Raw genomic sequence first — 15,842 nt, forward strand, 5'->3', positions numbered from 1 at the left:
AAAGAAACAGTTTTTTACATACATTTGCCCTTAGAGTGACAGTTACGCTGGTATTGGCCCTGCTATAATGTTGAAATAAGGAAAAATCAATAAAATTAATAACAATCATAGGAACGGTTTCGGTGCGAATAAGACGAGGTAAACTATGGGAAAAAAACTTAATCGATTATCTCTTTTGTTAATTATGCTATCTATTAGTTTTTATATTTGTGCTAGATTCCAATTCAGCTTATTTGGGCTATTGGATAATCCATACACAGCCTATGCAATTTTTATTTTTCCTATTTTAAGTTTTATTTTAACTTTAAAAGGTGAAAAGGGATTACTTCGGCGTGTCTTATTATATGGTTCATTACTTTACTTCTTCGGATTTTTAATTCTTCCATTTGCATATGGTTTTCTTTACGGAGGATTCTAAATAAATAATAAGTAGTATCCTAATTAAACTTGCCCCATGCCCATCAAGTTAAAGTTTTATTGCACCCCCAGAACGAAATTTTTAGGCTTTCTTGTAACAAAGACGCTTATTTATCGTTCTAGGGGTGACTTGTTTTCTTAGGTCAATGGCGATGCGGTGGTCCCCCTACTATTGCCATCCCACATGTATATTATGGTAATATAGCGAATGACCTTACTGGAAATCCAGATGCTTTTTCTGGTTTAGGGACAATATTTAAAATGATTGCACCTGTTGCAGGAACTTTGTCTAAATTCGTTAATAATTCTACTTGATACGTGTCTTGTTCGAGTACATAATACTCTCCTAAAAGTGCCCCGTTTTTTTGATAGTCTAGACTTGAGTCAGTATCAAATGTTTCATGACCAACCGCTTTTATTTTTCTTTCTTTAAATAAAAATTTTAAAGCGTCTAAAGACCAACCAGGAGCATGGTTATTGCCATCCGCATCTTTATTATTGAATGCTGCTTCATCTGGCCAACGCTTACTCCAATCCGTACGTAAAGCAACGAATGTTCCTTCTTCAATTTTACCATGCTCAGCTTCAAAATTTAAAATATCATCAACCGTTAAGGTAAAATCATTATTTTTCTCAACTTCTTTTGATTTATCGATGACAACAAGTGGTAATACTAATTCCTTTAAATCTAATTCATCCAAATATCTCTTATTACGAACAAAATGGATGGGTGCATCTAAATGTGTTCCATACTGCCCTGCAAATTTAAAGCTTTGAGCGAAAAAACCATCATCATGGTTGAATAATGTAGTAAATTCAGCTCCATCAAATGCTGAAAAGTGCGGTGATTCTGGACCAAATGTATGTGTCAAATCTACCCATTCTTTCTCTTTTATTAAATTAATTGCTTTGATTAATTCATTCGACATAAGATCACCTCATCGTATTTTTTCTTAAGAAACTTCCTTACACGTATTGATGTAACAACAGTTTATAATAGGGCAAATATAAAAAACCTCTCCTAAGAATCAGAAGAGGTTTTGTCATCATCGCTAACTTCTCTTCTTATCTTCAAGCTCTACGCTTCTGGAATTAGCACAGTACTTAGATGTCTGTTGCTGAGGTTTCAAAGGGCCAGTCCCTCCACCTCTCTGGATAAGAATGTTACTTATTCAATTATTATTAATACTTTACATGCTTTAATATCCAAGTGTCAAGGGGGATTTAATGATATTTAGGACTCCGGCACATTTCCTCTTATAACGATATACCTTACTTGTCTAGCCAACTGTTCACAAAGTAAACAACTAAATCCTTAAAAGGCAGCCTATCATTAGGTCATATAGCCCCCAAAGGAAATAAATAGAATTTCAAACTGATATGTGATATATTACATATCATAAGATAAAACAATCAATATTTTGCAAAGGAGAGTTTATTGATGAAAAAAACGATTGGAATACTTGGCGGAATAAGCTTGGCTTCTACCATCCAATACTATAAGAAAATTACTGATTTATATTATGAACAGTATAACGATTACTATTATCCTGAAATTAGAATTAATAGTCTTGATTTTCAGCATTTTACTGACCTGGAGAATGAGCATCGAACAGAAGAGTATATAGATTATATTGCGAAGGGTATTCATGCATTAGAAAAATCAGGAGCAGAATTTGTTATTATGGGAGCAAATTCACCACATTCTGTTTTTAATGAAGTAGTAAATAAAATAAATGTACCAATGATAAGTATTGTAGAGTCAACTGCCAAAAGAGCGACAGAGCTAAAATTAGATAAAGTTTTACTAACTGGGATAAAATATACTATGCAATCAAACTTTTATCAGGAAGTTTTTAAAAAATATAATATAGACGTTATTACTCCAAATGAAACTCACCAAGATGAGATTAATTCAATTATTTTTGATGAATTGGTCATAAATATTGTTTCTGACCAAACGAGAAAAAGAATGCTTGATATTATACAAAGCTATGATGTGGAAGGAGTGATTCTAGGTTGCACTGAGTTACCGTTATTAATAGCACAAAATATTTGTCCTATCCCAGTATTAGATACTTTATCTTTACATGCAAAAGCTGCCCTCGATTTTTCTTTAAATAAAGAATAAAGCTAAAAAGCCCCTTTTATTTCCAATAATTTGATAGCCATGTACCGGGACCCCTTTATGAATTGGTATGATGTGTAATATTATAAAAGGACATTAGTATATCAATGACCAATGCCTAATCATTATCGCTTCCTTTAATAATTTATCCTAAAATTTAAACGCCCAAAAAAGAAAAGTAAACTTTTTTGGGCGTAAGAACTAGCTACTTCAAGCTACGCAGCTTTTTAGTCAGCTTATGAAATTGTTGATCTAGCTCGTAATAACGTGGATCAGTTGGTTTTAAATAGCTAAGCTCCCCGAGCACGGCTTGAATTTCTGTTTCTAAAGACAGCTTTAACGCATCGTCCTGGATACATTCTCTTTGCTCGGCGATGTGCTTCACAAGCTGATGTCCATTAAACCGGAGGGATGTCTTCGTCACTTTCTCGATAAAATAGCGGTCGTGCGATGCGACAAATAGCGTTCCTTCATATGCTGCAAGCACCTTTTCTAGCTGCTCACGCGACGGAAGATCCAGATGATTGGTTGGCTCATCACATATGAGTACGTTCATTTCGCTATTCATCAAAAGCATAAGCTTTAATTTGACACGTTCCCCCATGCTCATTTTCGCAATTGGCTGCTGCCAATGTGCTTTCGTAAAGCCAAGATGATGCATCTGGGTTTGGACTTTCCCTCGCTTTTCAAATGTTTCTACTTCAAAAAGCTGTGCAGGTGTTTTATCCTCTGGTAAGTCAAAAACCGTTTGCGACAAATAACCAATTTTTAAACTTGGTGACTTCCACATTTCTCCTTCATACGATTCCTCACCTAAAAGTATACGTAAAAAAGTCGTTTTACCACTTCCGTTTCCCCCAATGAGCGCAATCTTTTCGCCATGTTGAATCGTAAAATGGGCATCTTTCCAAAGCGTACGATTGCCATATCGCTTCGTAAAATGATTGACCTCCAGCACGCGCTTGCCGACCTTACTTTCGTGATGGATGTCAAAGGAAACGAACAGATCCTCTTTTGGCTTCTCAACCTTTTCCTTTTGAAGCTCCTTTTCTAACTGACGTCTTTTGGATTTCACTTGCTTATCCATACGTTTTGCGGCAAGACGATAATATTCCTTATAGCCTTCCTGCTTTGTAGAATCTTTATGTGCCTTTTTAGACCAGCTAGACAGCTCTGCTAGTTGAGATTCAATCCGTGCAATTTTCTTCTGTTGCTTGTCATACGCTCGTTGTGCGGTTATTTTTTCATGTTCACGCCATTTCACATACGCACTATAATTCCCGTGAAAGACATGCACTTTTTCATCATCAATTGCCCAAATCATTGTCGCTACCTCATCTAAAAAAGCGCGATCGTGTGACACAATAAACACTGCGCCAGGAAAAGCATTCATTTGTGTTTGTAAATAACGTTGCCCTTCTTGATCTAAATGATTTGTCGGTTCATCTAATAAGAGGACGTTAGCTTGACTCGAAAATGCAGCAGCTAATCGTTTTTTCAGTTTTTCCCCGCCACTCAATTGTCCGAAATCGCCATCTGGTACTTGCCACTTTGATAATGCTTCATTCGATTCAGTCGAATAAAAATCAGCGGCGAAACCTTCGTCCTCCTGCTTGACATAATAAATTTGTGGTGCGACTAGCCACTCAATTTTTCCGTTCGTTGCTTCTAATTCATTTGCAATAATAGAAAGTAACGTAGACTTTCCGCTCCCGTTACGACCGATAATCCCAATGCGGGCATTTTCCTCAATTGTCGTTTGAAAGGAGTCAAAAAGGACTCTATCTTGTAAGGTCGCACTTAGTTTTTGTATCAATGCAATTGTCATATTATCTTCCCCTTTTAAAGCGGGCATAAAAAAATCCTCCCGCAAGTTTGTGGAAGGATTAGTCGCAAATGAAAACAAAACCATTCAAAAAACGAATGGAATCTATATGAAAAATGGGCAGACTAATCCTATTTCTAATCAAATACAAATTTTTCAAGATGTATTTTTTATGTTCGAAATAAGATTAGAACTTCATCGGTCACCCATCATCCCTTCATGTCTGTAATTAATATCCAATATAAAGCATTTTGTATAGAAATGCAATATTTATTCTTCCAACCGTTTATCCCCCAGAAGAGTAATAGCCTAACTGTCACCATCATAACCAAATGACATTATGAATATTCGCAAAGTAACAAAGGGCTGACCAAAAGGTCGCTTCATGCATCCTTTTGGTCAGCCCCTCTATGTTTTTTATTTAATAGCAGCCTTAGCCGTTTTTGTTGCTTGCTCTAAAGATTTTTCTAGAGCTTTCACAGCTTCTTTGAATTTTTGTTCATCATTGGCTTGTTGAGCTTCTACCAAAGCAGGTAGCGGCTGAGCAGCATACCCCGTCGTTAATCCGGGTGCCCAGATTTGATGCTTAAACCATTCCCTACTCGGTAACCCTTTTTGATTGGTTAAGTCACGTTCCTGCTGCATCAATGCTTCGTTAATTTTACGAAGCTGCTGTAATTCATCTTTTGACAGCTCCGTCTTGCTTGTTAATTTGGCTCCATACTCTTCGAGCTCTTTCGAAGCCGCTTCCCATTCGTCTAATTGCTTCTTAACACCTGCTAAATCTACACCAAGTGTTCCATGCTTTTCAACTTCATTTGTCAGACTTTTGATAGCTGAAGCATAATCGGAATACTTGATTGGTAAAACATCTGCGTTCGCCAGGCGTAAAGCCATACTTCCCGCCAGCTTTGCTGCCGCTGCATGCTGCTTGTATCCCGGATCGACAAACGTCTCTAAAGAATATGTGTTATCGTACGCACTATGATATAAGCCATCAGGTGAGCTAAATCCTAAATCCGCTGATGGAACACCAATATGCTGGATAAATGCCGTATAATCGGAGCCACTTCCCAACTGTCCAATAGCAGGCTTTTCACTTCCAGATTTCTTGCTCCAATCTTGGAATACGGTCGTTTTGGTCTCTGGATTTTCGGTCGTTTTTGTAATACTATAAATGAGCTCGTTAAGAGAAGGCACAGAGGACGCGCCAAAGTTCTGACCTGCTACACTATCCAAATTAATATATGCAACCGCGTTTTCTGTAAGTTCCTTCTTATGTTCTTCAGCCCATTCGGTTGATCCAATCAGGCCGTATTCTTCTCCGTCCCATCCTGCCAAAACAATTGTACGGTCTGGACGCCATCCTTCCTTATGCAATTTTCCGAGCGCTCTGGCAATCTCCATGGTCGTAGACCAACCCGATGTATTATCTTTTGAACCGTATGCCCATGTATCCCGATGGGCACCAATTACTATCGTTTGCTCAGGATACTTCGCTCCCGGGATTTTGACAATCACATCATGTGCTGGTTCCTGGCTGTACTCAATATCAAGGGAGAGATTTACTTTTGTTCCTCCAGGACCAACCTTATACTCAAAAGGAAATCCTCCTTGCCATTCCTCTGGAGCTTTTTCACCCTCAAGAGCTTTTAATAAGCCTTCCGCTTCTGCGTAAGAAATCGGTGTGGTTGGGATTTTAGGCAATGAAGAAGCCTTGTCAGGCTGGATTCGTTTCACTCCGTCTATGGATGGAGCTCCTGGTGTTAATGGATCACCCGGATAACGATAAATAGAGAGAATACTTCCTCTTTGAATCGCATCTTTGGGACGCCATGGCCCCTTTGGATAGACATCTCCCTTGAGATAACCGTCATCTTCTGGATCGGAATAAATGAGGACCCCGGCAGCTCCATACTGGGCTGCAAGATCAGGTTTTACGCCCCTAAAATTCTTCCCGTATCTCACAAGCACAATTTTACCTTTTAAAGATATGCCGCGTTTTTCCAGTTCTTTAAAGTCTTGAGGTTGCCCGTAATTGGCATACACAAGTTCGCCTTCTACAGTACCGGAAGGAGAATAAGCATTGTAGCCCATAATCACTTCATCTTTAAAGGCAAGATCTTCAGGTAAATCTTCTATCACCTTTAAGGAGCGTGTAACAGGAGCTGTTTGCGTGATAGAAATTTTTTTAGGCGTAGACAAGTACACATCATATGTTGCTACTTGAGGGTCCAAGCCAGCTTCTTTTAATTCATTTACTGCAAATTCAAGTGAGGCCTTATTACCTTTAGAAGCAACCAGGGCAGGTCTTATGCTCATGGACTTAGAATAATGGGAAATAAACTCTTCGCTTACTTGTTCCTTAAATCTCTTCTCAAAATCTAGTGCCCAGTCTGCTTTTGCTTTACTGAATCCGACTACCGTTTCCTTGTTTGCTTCCGCCCCTACCTTATTAAGGGGTAACAGGGGAGAAACTACGAGAGAGCATGCTAATATACCTGTAAGAGATGCCTTTACCATCCTGCTTTTATCAATCAAACTCCAATCCCTCCTTTAGATAGACCAAATATGTTATATCCTTATTCTAAGGGCAAAAAAGTATATCCAGTAAGTGTAAAAATGTGTATCTTAAATAAGCTGATCTCGATATTTTTGGTATATTTAGACTATTCTTATAAAAAATATCCTACTGATGAAACCGCTATGTATAGCAAAGCACAAATCAAAAGCACACGAATGCCTTACGCCTCGGTGCTTTTGATAGCTCCTTTACTTAGGAGATTCCTTTCATCATGGTCATTACCCAAAAAGGATTACATATTGGCTAACTGTAACCCGTTTTTGGGTACATTACAAAAAAACTAAAACATTATACTCCTGCCCAAACGTCCTTTGCATAACGCCCTTCAGTCTGGAGACTATTCAACCATACTTTGGATTCCTGTTCGCTAACTCCGTGGACTTCTTGATAAGCGAGTTGCAAATTCCTCTCCACGTCCGGTGCCATCCTGCTTCCATCTCCACACACATAAAGCCGACCACCCCGATCCAAAATCGTAATCAATTCCTCTGCATTTTTCCTCATTACATGTTGAACGTACGTTTTTGGTTTCCCTTCTATTCGAGAAAATGCTGTATGAAGAGTGACAATCCCATCCTTTTGAAATTGCTCCAATTCCTTACGGTAAATATAATCTGCTTCGTTGCGGCACCCAAAGTAAAGATGTGCTTCCCCAAGCTTTTTTCCTTCTTGCTGTAGAGCACGTCGGGCTTGAAGAAATCCTCTAAATGGTGCAACGCCTGTCCCTGGTCCAACCATAATAATCGGAGTATCTGGGTCCTCAGGAAGCTGGAATCCTGATTCTGGAGTCCGTATGAACATCATAATAGTTTCTCCTGCTTTACGCCCAGCAAGGTAATTGGAAGCAACTCCACGATACTCCCCGCGACCACTCCGGGCAGGACCATGCACAACAGCTACGGTAATGCTGGCACGGTCTGAAAGAAGGCGAGGCGAGCTGGAAATAGAGTAGTAGCGGGCTTTTAATGGTGGTACGAGTTCTAAAAAACGTTCAAACGGCAGTTCACAAGCAGGGTACTGCTCTAACAAGTCAAGCATGATCACCCGTTTTTGTAATACATTCGTTCTGTATGTTTCTTCCTGCAGTAAAGCTTCTAATTCCCGTTTATGTGGTGGACAAGCTGTGAATGACGCCAATTCGCGAAGTTGTGCACGTGTTGCCGCTTCCTGAAGTTCTACACTATGACTTAACAAGTCGAACACTCTAACAGGTCTCTCTAGTGGGAGGTGAGCATTACTTCCATCGTTTCCGCTGAGCACAACATGGTCGTCTGCTTGTAATCCAAAGCGGGCTAAGACACGATGTACAAGTTCTTTACTGTTCTGAGGGAGGACACCTAAGTGATCCCCCTCATGATAAGTTACCCCTTCTGGAAGGGCAATCTCAATATGACGAGTGCTACGTTCGCTTCCCTTCAACTGGAGCTCCTGATTTTCCATTACGTGCCCAGGAAGAGCATCATATGTTTCTATAAGAGGACTCACTGCAAATCCACTAACAAACCTTATAGTTAGAGTACTGCGCTCTTGTCTGGGATCCTGGTCGATTTTTAAGCCTAATGAGTTGAAGACATCCGACCACAATCGTTCACGCCACTCATCAGCTTGCTGCTCAAAGTCACCGCTTGCATCACCCTCACCACGCAGGGTAAGGCGAACGGCACCTTTGACCGACAACTGCTCATCAATAAACCGAGGAATTTCCTGATACGTGGTTGCCCAGTTATGATCTCCGCATCCGAAAACCGCATACCGGACTCCCTTTATCTCTTCAGAGCTAGCCTCCTCTATCCATTGAACAAACGCCCGTGCGTTGCTCGGTGGTTTTCCGTTATAAGAGGACGTAATAATAAATATAATCCCTTCCCTAGGTAGCTTACCTACATAATCATTTAGTGGTGCAACTTCACTTTTAAAACCTTTATAACGAGCTGAGTCAGCAATTTCTCGGGCCATTCCTTCCGCCGTTCCAAGATCCGAGCCGAATAACACTAGCAATGGAGTATTATGCGCTTCTATACGGGTAGCAGAAGCTTGTCTGGCTTGGGTCTCCTCCTGTACAACATGCCGCTTATTAAGAATCGGATACGCAACTTGATTATTCCGCGTATGGACACGCATCGTAAACCCTTCTGGTTTCAATGTTAATGTTTCCTTGACTTTTAACTGATAGTTAGCATGATCAATAATCTCAAAACTTTTAAGAACCATACCGAGTACGAGAGTCGCCTCATGAAGCGCGAACTGCTGTCCAATACAGGCTCTTTGACCGTTTCCAAATGGTTTATAGGCATGGTGAGGAATCTTGCTAGGATCTTCGAAGCGCTCAGGCCTAAACTCCTCCACATCCTCTCCCCATACGCTAGTATCACGATGAAGTTTTGGAATCAGTACATTAACACTTTCCCCTTTTTTCATCGGATATTTCCCACCAAGTAAGGTATCCTCTTTTGCATATAGAGAAAACGCTGGTGCTGTCGGCCAAAGACGTAAAGATTCGTTAAGAATCATACGAATGTATTTTAATTGAAGTACTTGTTTGTACGTCGGAATCGGCTCATTTAGAACACGATCAACCTCCTTATAAGCTTTTTGAAGTTTATCTGGGTTTTTCAGCAAAAAATAAAGAGCGAACGAAAGCAAACCACTTGTCGTCTCATGCCCTGCAATTAAGAATGTAATAATTTGAAAGCGGATATTTTCGTCATCTAGTCCCTCCCCAGTTTCTGGGTCCTTGCTGCTTAACATATGGGAGAGGAGATCATCCGCGTCTTGATCGCCATGCTCTTTACGCTCTGCAATAATTTTGTCAACTAAAGCAAACATACTTTGAATGTCGTGCTTATACTGGCGCTTTGTGATAACCATCAACTTATCTTGTATACCTAAACGTTGAAGCTGATGCATCGCTTCGTCAAGTGCACGAACCATACTCGTAATGAAAGGATGTGGTTGCTCACGATAGAAGCTGTTAAAGCGATAATTGAAGCCACACAAGCCAATCGTATCCAACGTTAGTCTCGTCATATCCTCTGGGACATTGACACTCTCATCCGGATTTAGTCGTGACCACTTTTGAACGAGTTGTATAGCAAGATCCACCATCATGGTGTGGTACCCTTTCATCGCCTTCTGACTAAAGCTAGGCAAAAGAATAGCATGAGCCTTTTGCCAGTTCGGTTCATACGTCCAACTTGTAAATAGACCATCCCCTGCAAATGCGCGAACATTTTGTAGCGGTGCCCAGACGTTCTTGTCAAAGCGTGATTCATCACAAGCTTCCGCTACTAGTTCATAGCTGGATATGTAGATGCCGGAACTCCCCGGCATTTCCAACCGAAAGATTGGGCCGTATTCATAGGAGAGTTTTGTAATGGATTGGGTAGGCTCCTTTGGATTTATATTTGGTAAGTTACCAAGTGGTCCATACGTTTTTGGCTGCGGAATGTTGCTATTATGTATCATCAAAACAATCCTTTCTTGTTTAGTATGCCAGTGTATATTGCTGCGCTCATATTGCGACCTACCAACTTTATTAGCAATTTGCATCGCTTATTGTTTGATGCTCTTCATATTGTGCCCTTCCCGGCAAAAATTCATAAAAACAAGAAATAAAACAAATGAATTTGGAAACGTAACTGTAACAGCGATTGGTTGACCTATTTCTTTACAAGCAACAGATAAAAATAAAAAAATCCTTCCAGTAACAATAATCAAACGATTGGAAGGATTTCAAGATATATGCTTTTTAATGGAAATTTTCATTCAAAATAGTATCTGACCACATCGTATAGAATGTATAAAAAGCAGGCTACACTTTATCTAAATCAATCACATCTCCAGTATTTGCGAGTACACCGTATTGAGAATCTAGTTTTCCACACAACACATAGCCCTTTTGTTCAAAATCATATACATATACTGGAGTTAGTTCAATTTTGTTTTTTATTTTTTCAAATGCTTCTTCTTTCGTGATGGTAACGGCATCAGGTGCATGATAATGTTTGAGTGTTGCCAAAAACGGTTGATTATCAAAATAATTCAAGGCTTTATACTTTGTAGGATCAATAAAAACTTTTAACTTCCGTTGAAATGCCCGGATATCTTGGGCTTGTTTCAATTCTGCAATGATATACCCTTTGTCACGGTGCAAGCTAGTTAACATCCACTTGGCAGTATCTTTAGGAAATTCCTTTCGTAAAAAATCTAAAACTTCTGCTATCGTTATGTCCTGCTCATGCTTTGTCAAAGGGAGGGTATCTGGATGAGACTCAAATGAGAAAGCCTGCTCCATTGTGATGCTATCGTTTCTTAAATTCAATTGCTGTTTTTCAAACTTTTTATTAATAGGAGAATCCCATTTCATCACTTGATTCACCTTCAAATAAGAGCGTCTATGTACGCTAATCTCAAAAGGAATATTTATTTTTTTATTATTGTAAACATATATTTCTTCCATGGTATACATAGAGAGCCACTTTTCTTGCTTACTTGAAGGAAGTTCCAAAAGCTTCAAATGTTTATGTGCGACTTGCTTTACATCATGGTCAAATGTAAGTGTGTAATCCGGTACTTCTACTAAATCACTTGAAGGAAAGGAACCAGAGATAGAAAAAAAGAGTAATCTCCCAACATCATCAAGCTTTACTTCTATATAACCAGATGGCGAAACAGGAATTCCATGAAAGCATGCTTGAAATATTGTTTTTGTCCCTTCTTTTTTCTTAATTTGGAATTGCTCATGATATACTAAACCTGTTTTTTGTTCAATCCAACGTATTATTTTTTTAGAATCATACTTGTCAAACACTAAAGTATTTACTAATGTTTTTCCTCCCACAAAAATAATACTTTTAAAACGACGGGTTTTCAGGTCTAAATCCACAATAGCCGTACCCGGTGGATTTAAATCTTTTTCTGTTCGCTCCATGATACCGTTTGGAAACCATTCCATCAATAACGTGTAATCTGTACGATTAAAAATATTCTTATCGCAATATATGTTTGCTGTATGTAGGTAATAAGATTCTAGACCAATCTCTTCTTTTGTAAAATCAACCAGTTCTTGCAATCGTGAGTCCATATTATTTCTCGGTCCCTCCTATAACTACCTTTTTAAAACAGCTCATCCATCCTATAAAATAATGAATCAGGTGAAAGAAACGGTAGCGTCTCTTTCGCCTGAACAAACTTTACACAAACAGTCAACAAAAATCTTTATTGCTTGGAGGCCGAGGTATTTGCTCCAGTTGCAGGTAGTTCTTTTGCATTTTTCGCTGCTTCTGGAAGCTCAATCTTCTCGGTGGCGTTATAATCGCTATATTTCACATTCTGTGTAATAGTCATTTGCTTAAATAACATCTTATCCTTGGTATCGGCAGCATTTTCTTTTAATGGAATGACAATTTGTATGCTGCTATCTATAGGAAGTTTTGTCTTCGGCTCGAGATTCATACTACCTTGAATATAAATGGAGCCGATTTTTTTCTCTGCTCCTTCGAGTATTCCTTGCATTACCTGCATGTCTCTCATTACCGGAGCTAGTTCGGATAGCGTATCAATGCGGCCCTGGAATACCAATTGCCCCTCCCCTGTACTTCGATAGAAGACCTTTCTCTCCTGTTGCAGCGGGATACGCTGTTCTATTATTGCCTTCATATCAAACGGGAAAGCATCTTTCGCTTTTACCCAACCCGACGGATTATCCGCAAATCCTTCGGGCACCTTCCCGGTCTTCGTATAAACATCCTTTCCGATAACATATTGTTCGAACTCTATCTCTCCCATATCGGTTTTAGTGTACATGGAGTCAGGCATCGCATAAACAACCTCCGTCTTTATAGAGCTACCCTTTTTGCTTTTGATCATCTCCTCAAATTCTTTTCGTTCATTGGCAGACAGTTTATTCAGTGCATCCTGATTTTCTACTCCATCGAAAGACACATCACTTTGTGCACGGAATGACTTAATTTGCTGCTGTGCCTTCCAACTTTCCTCCAGAAGCTTCTTGGCATCGCTGGAAGTGGACAACAGCTGCTTGACAAGCGTTTGTGCCTCCTGCTTTGTAATGGTTCGATCCAGATCATTCCAGTTGTAATCCACTTTTATACTCTTCATCCAGCTAGCAATATCGCTCGCCCCATGTTTGGAATCAAGCGATGAAGAATTACCAGGAACAGAAGCGTTCGGGACACCGAGCACACCGCTAATCAGGGCAATCGCTTCGCCCGCTTTCAGTTCACTCTCCGGACGTACCATGTCATCCTTAGACTCAGGTAAAGCGCCTACTGCCTGCAATCTGTTCACGATTTCTGATAATTCGCTTCCTTGCGGCACATCTTTATACGTACTCTTTTCTTTAGCCTTCGGTAAATCAATGGCCTGGTCAAGCATTTTGAAAAACTCTCCCCGTGTCAACGTCTCACTCTGCGGTTGTACCACCGCAGCCGGCTCTGCTGCAAGTACGTTCAATGTTGGTGTTCCTATTAACATTGCTAAGCTTATCATTCCCGCTGTCGCTACTTTTCCTTTTTTCATATCCATCCCTCCTCAGAATTTTGTTATATAGTAAAGTACACAACATAGCCAATATCTCGTCACTCTCCTTGGATGTCTTTGTTCACCCCGATCAGCATATTATTTTCAAGTAGTAAGCTCTATATGGTGTATCCTTTACGCCCCTCCTTCCCTTGAAAAAATTTCCTATCATTATTTATTCTAACGAAGGAGTCTTTCCTGTATCTGTCTATACTCTTACATTAACCTTACATTGAAGGAATCAGCCTGGAAAAAAGAGAACTATCATTTTAAGATACATAACATAATAAGTTGGGTTGAAAAGCACCCAAATATAGAGGTGCGGGCTCGAATTCCCACACTATAACTTCAGGAGGAGAACAAGAACATGAGTAAAACCATTTTGATCGCCGACGATGAACCGGAGATTATTGAACTGCTAAAGCTTTTTCTTGAGAGAGAATCTTATCGAATCATTGAAGCTTATGATGGTGAACAAGCGTGGAATTATATTCGCCAGCATCCCGTCGATCTAGCTATTATCGATATTATGATGCCGGCCTTGGATGGCTTTCAATTGATTAAAAGACTGAGGAATGAATATAAGCTCCCTGTCATCATTCTTTCAGCGAAAAATCGAGACAGTGATAAAATACTAGGGCTTGGGCTCGGAGCGGACGATTTCATCTCAAAACCGTTTAACCCCCTAGAAGCAGTTGCCCGCATTCAAGCTCAACTTCGTCGCGCATTCGAATTCAACGAACCGGAAGAAAAGGCGATTTCAACTCAATCAACAACTGTCGGTCGGTTGACACTCGATCATACCGCTTGTGTTGTCTACCGCGGAGACGAGACGATCACGCTTACCCCTCTTGAGTACAGACTGCTGAACACGTTTATGCAAGCTCCCGGACGCATCTTTACGAAGCAACAGTTGTTTGAACAAGCGTGGTCGGAGACATATTGGGAAGATGATAATACGATTATGGTGCAGATCTCGCGGCTCAGAGATAAAATCGAGGACCAACCCCGTCAACCTGTATATATTAAAACCGTTCGCGGTCTCGGTTACAAATTCGCTTCGAAGGATGATTTTGATGAGGAAAAAACGTAAATTATTTAACACCATGATCACGGCCTACATTCTCTTCACCGTAACAGTTGGAGTTACCAACAGTATTGTCTTCTATTTGGACGACCATATAGGTACCGGCATTTTAAAAAAAGAGTCTATTGTTCTTCTGCCTGGATTGTCGCTTGGCGGTTTAATGGAGATGGTAATCTTCGCACTTAGCGTCTACCTTTACAGCCGTTGGACGTCAAAGCGGATTACCGGACCTTTAGAGAAAATAACCGATGCCATTCAAAAAATGAGAGAAGGCGAATTCGCTCAACGCCTCTGCTTTAAGGCTGACTACGAGTTAACGCTTATTCAGGAGCATTTCAACGAAATGGTGGCACACTTAGAAAAAACAGAGGCAGAAAAAAATAAATTAGAACAAAGCAAGCAACGGATGCTACTCGATTTGTCCCACGACTTGAAAACGCCTATAACCACGATACAAGGCTATGCAATGGCACTTCAAATGGGAGTCGTAGACAGCCCGGAGAAACAACGCCGATACTTGGAGATGATTTATAACAAATCCATCATCGTGACTGCTCTCGTGGAGGATATGTTTCAACTGGCAACGCTGGACAGCCCGGACCTCCCTTCCGCTGAGGAGCAGGAAGATTTGGCCGAACTGGTTCGGCAAATCGCTATCGCTTATTTCGATCAGTTCGAACAGAATAAGTTCAGCTTGGATTTGAAAATACCTACTCAAAGGGTTATGATTCGAATGAACCGGAATTTATTGTACCGTGCCCTGTCTAACCTATTGTCCAACACGCTCAAACACAATCCGAAGGGAACGAAAGTCGCCTTATCGCTCACAGACACTCATGAAGCGATCCTGCTTGAGGTTATGGACAATGGAATAGGAATTGCTGAAGAGTTGAAGGAGAGCATCTTCCAACCTTTTGTACGCGGGGATAAAGCAAGGACAGGCGAAGGAACGGGGCTTGGGCTGGCCATCGCCAAAAAAGCGGTTGAACTTCATGGTGGAAAGCTGTTGCTCAAGAGTGAACCAGGGAAAACAGTATTCGAGGTCATTCTCCCAAAGGTTAGAGAATGACCTTCCTTATCGGCTTCCATATCATAGAATGAATAAATTCCATCGTAATGCCAACCAGCAATGATTTCTGCCTCTTCTTGATTCATTGGTTTAAATGTAACTTGCATACTAAATCCCTTTCCTGTTCTAGCTTTAATCAAACTGATAAAAAAGTCATGCGTTGCTCTTCAATAAAACTTATTTTTAATCCCCCTA

General features: G+C 40.2%; 10 protein-coding genes and 1 riboswitch. Of the genes, 4 read left to right on the forward strand and 6 right to left on the reverse strand.

The genetic code is table 11. The features are described from left to right. The first annotated feature begins 145 nt into the window (after positions 1–145). Entirely contained in the window at positions 146–418 is a 273-nt protein-coding gene (locus AF333_RS17605) for a hypothetical protein (RefSeq protein ID WP_043064687.1), read from the forward strand. A gap of 190 nt (positions 419–608) precedes the next feature. Here AF333_RS17605 and AF333_RS17610 read toward each other — a convergent pair whose 3' ends face one another. Then, positions 609–1,346 carry a cyclase family protein gene (locus AF333_RS17610; protein ID WP_043064686.1) on the reverse strand — a complete coding sequence of 246 codons (738 nt, stop codon included), beginning with the start codon at positions 1,344–1,346 and terminating at the stop codon, positions 609–611. 133 nt (positions 1,347–1,479) lie between these two features. Next, positions 1,480–1,579, reverse strand: a riboswitch (SAM riboswitch). A gap of 279 nt (positions 1,580–1,858) precedes the next feature. On the opposite strand from AF333_RS17610, the gene AF333_RS17615 reads away from it, so the two are divergent. Next, complete coding sequence (locus AF333_RS17615; protein WP_043064685.1) at positions 1,859–2,548, forward strand: aspartate/glutamate racemase family protein; 690 nt, start codon at positions 1,859–1,861, stop codon at positions 2,546–2,548. Positions 2,549–2,750: 202 nt separating this feature from the next. Here AF333_RS17615 and abc-f read toward each other — a convergent pair whose 3' ends face one another. The 5 genes from abc-f to AF333_RS17640 all read right to left on the reverse strand — a co-directional run bounded on the left by abc-f (position 2,751) and on the right by AF333_RS17640 (position 13,491). Beyond that, positions 2,751–4,373: a ribosomal protection-like ABC-F family protein gene (gene abc-f, locus AF333_RS17620; protein ID WP_043064825.1), complete on the reverse strand. Its 1,623-nt coding sequence runs from the start codon at positions 4,371–4,373 to the stop codon at positions 2,751–2,753. 414 nt (positions 4,374–4,787) lie between these two features. Then, positions 4,788–6,911 (reverse strand): M28 family metallopeptidase, encoded by a 2,124-nt coding sequence (locus AF333_RS17625; protein ID WP_235356602.1) that lies wholly within the window; start codon positions 6,909–6,911, stop codon positions 4,788–4,790. Positions 6,912–7,242: 331 nt separating this feature from the next. Continuing rightward, positions 7,243–10,419 (reverse strand): bifunctional cytochrome P450/NADPH--P450 reductase, encoded by a 3,177-nt coding sequence (locus tag AF333_RS17630; RefSeq protein WP_043064684.1) that lies wholly within the window; start codon positions 10,417–10,419, stop codon positions 7,243–7,245. 346 nt (positions 10,420–10,765) lie between these two features. Then, positions 10,766–12,037: a hypothetical protein gene (locus AF333_RS17635; RefSeq protein ID WP_043064683.1), complete on the reverse strand. Its 1,272-nt coding sequence runs from the start codon at positions 12,035–12,037 to the stop codon at positions 10,766–10,768. 134 nt (positions 12,038–12,171) lie between these two features. Next, a complete protein-coding gene (locus AF333_RS17640; protein WP_043064682.1) occupies positions 12,172–13,491 on the reverse strand; it encodes a hypothetical protein in 1,320 nt (439 codons plus the stop codon). 367 nt (positions 13,492–13,858) lie between these two features. On the opposite strand from AF333_RS17640, the gene AF333_RS17645 reads away from it, so the two are divergent. Continuing rightward, the gene (locus AF333_RS17645) at positions 13,859–14,584 is read left to right on the forward strand and encodes a response regulator transcription factor (RefSeq protein ID WP_043064681.1); all 726 of its coding nucleotides are present in this window, start codon (positions 13,859–13,861) and stop codon (positions 14,582–14,584) included. Further along, entirely contained in the window at positions 14,568–15,647 is a 1,080-nt protein-coding gene (locus tag AF333_RS17650) for a HAMP domain-containing sensor histidine kinase (protein ID WP_043064680.1), read from the forward strand. Before AF333_RS17645 ends, AF333_RS17650 begins: the two co-directional genes overlap by 17 nt. Positions 15,648–15,842: the final 195 nt, after the last annotated feature.

It is taken from the genome of Aneurinibacillus migulanus (genome assembly GCF_001274715.1).
Classification (GTDB): Bacteria; Bacillota; Bacilli; order Aneurinibacillales; family Aneurinibacillaceae; genus Aneurinibacillus; species Aneurinibacillus migulanus.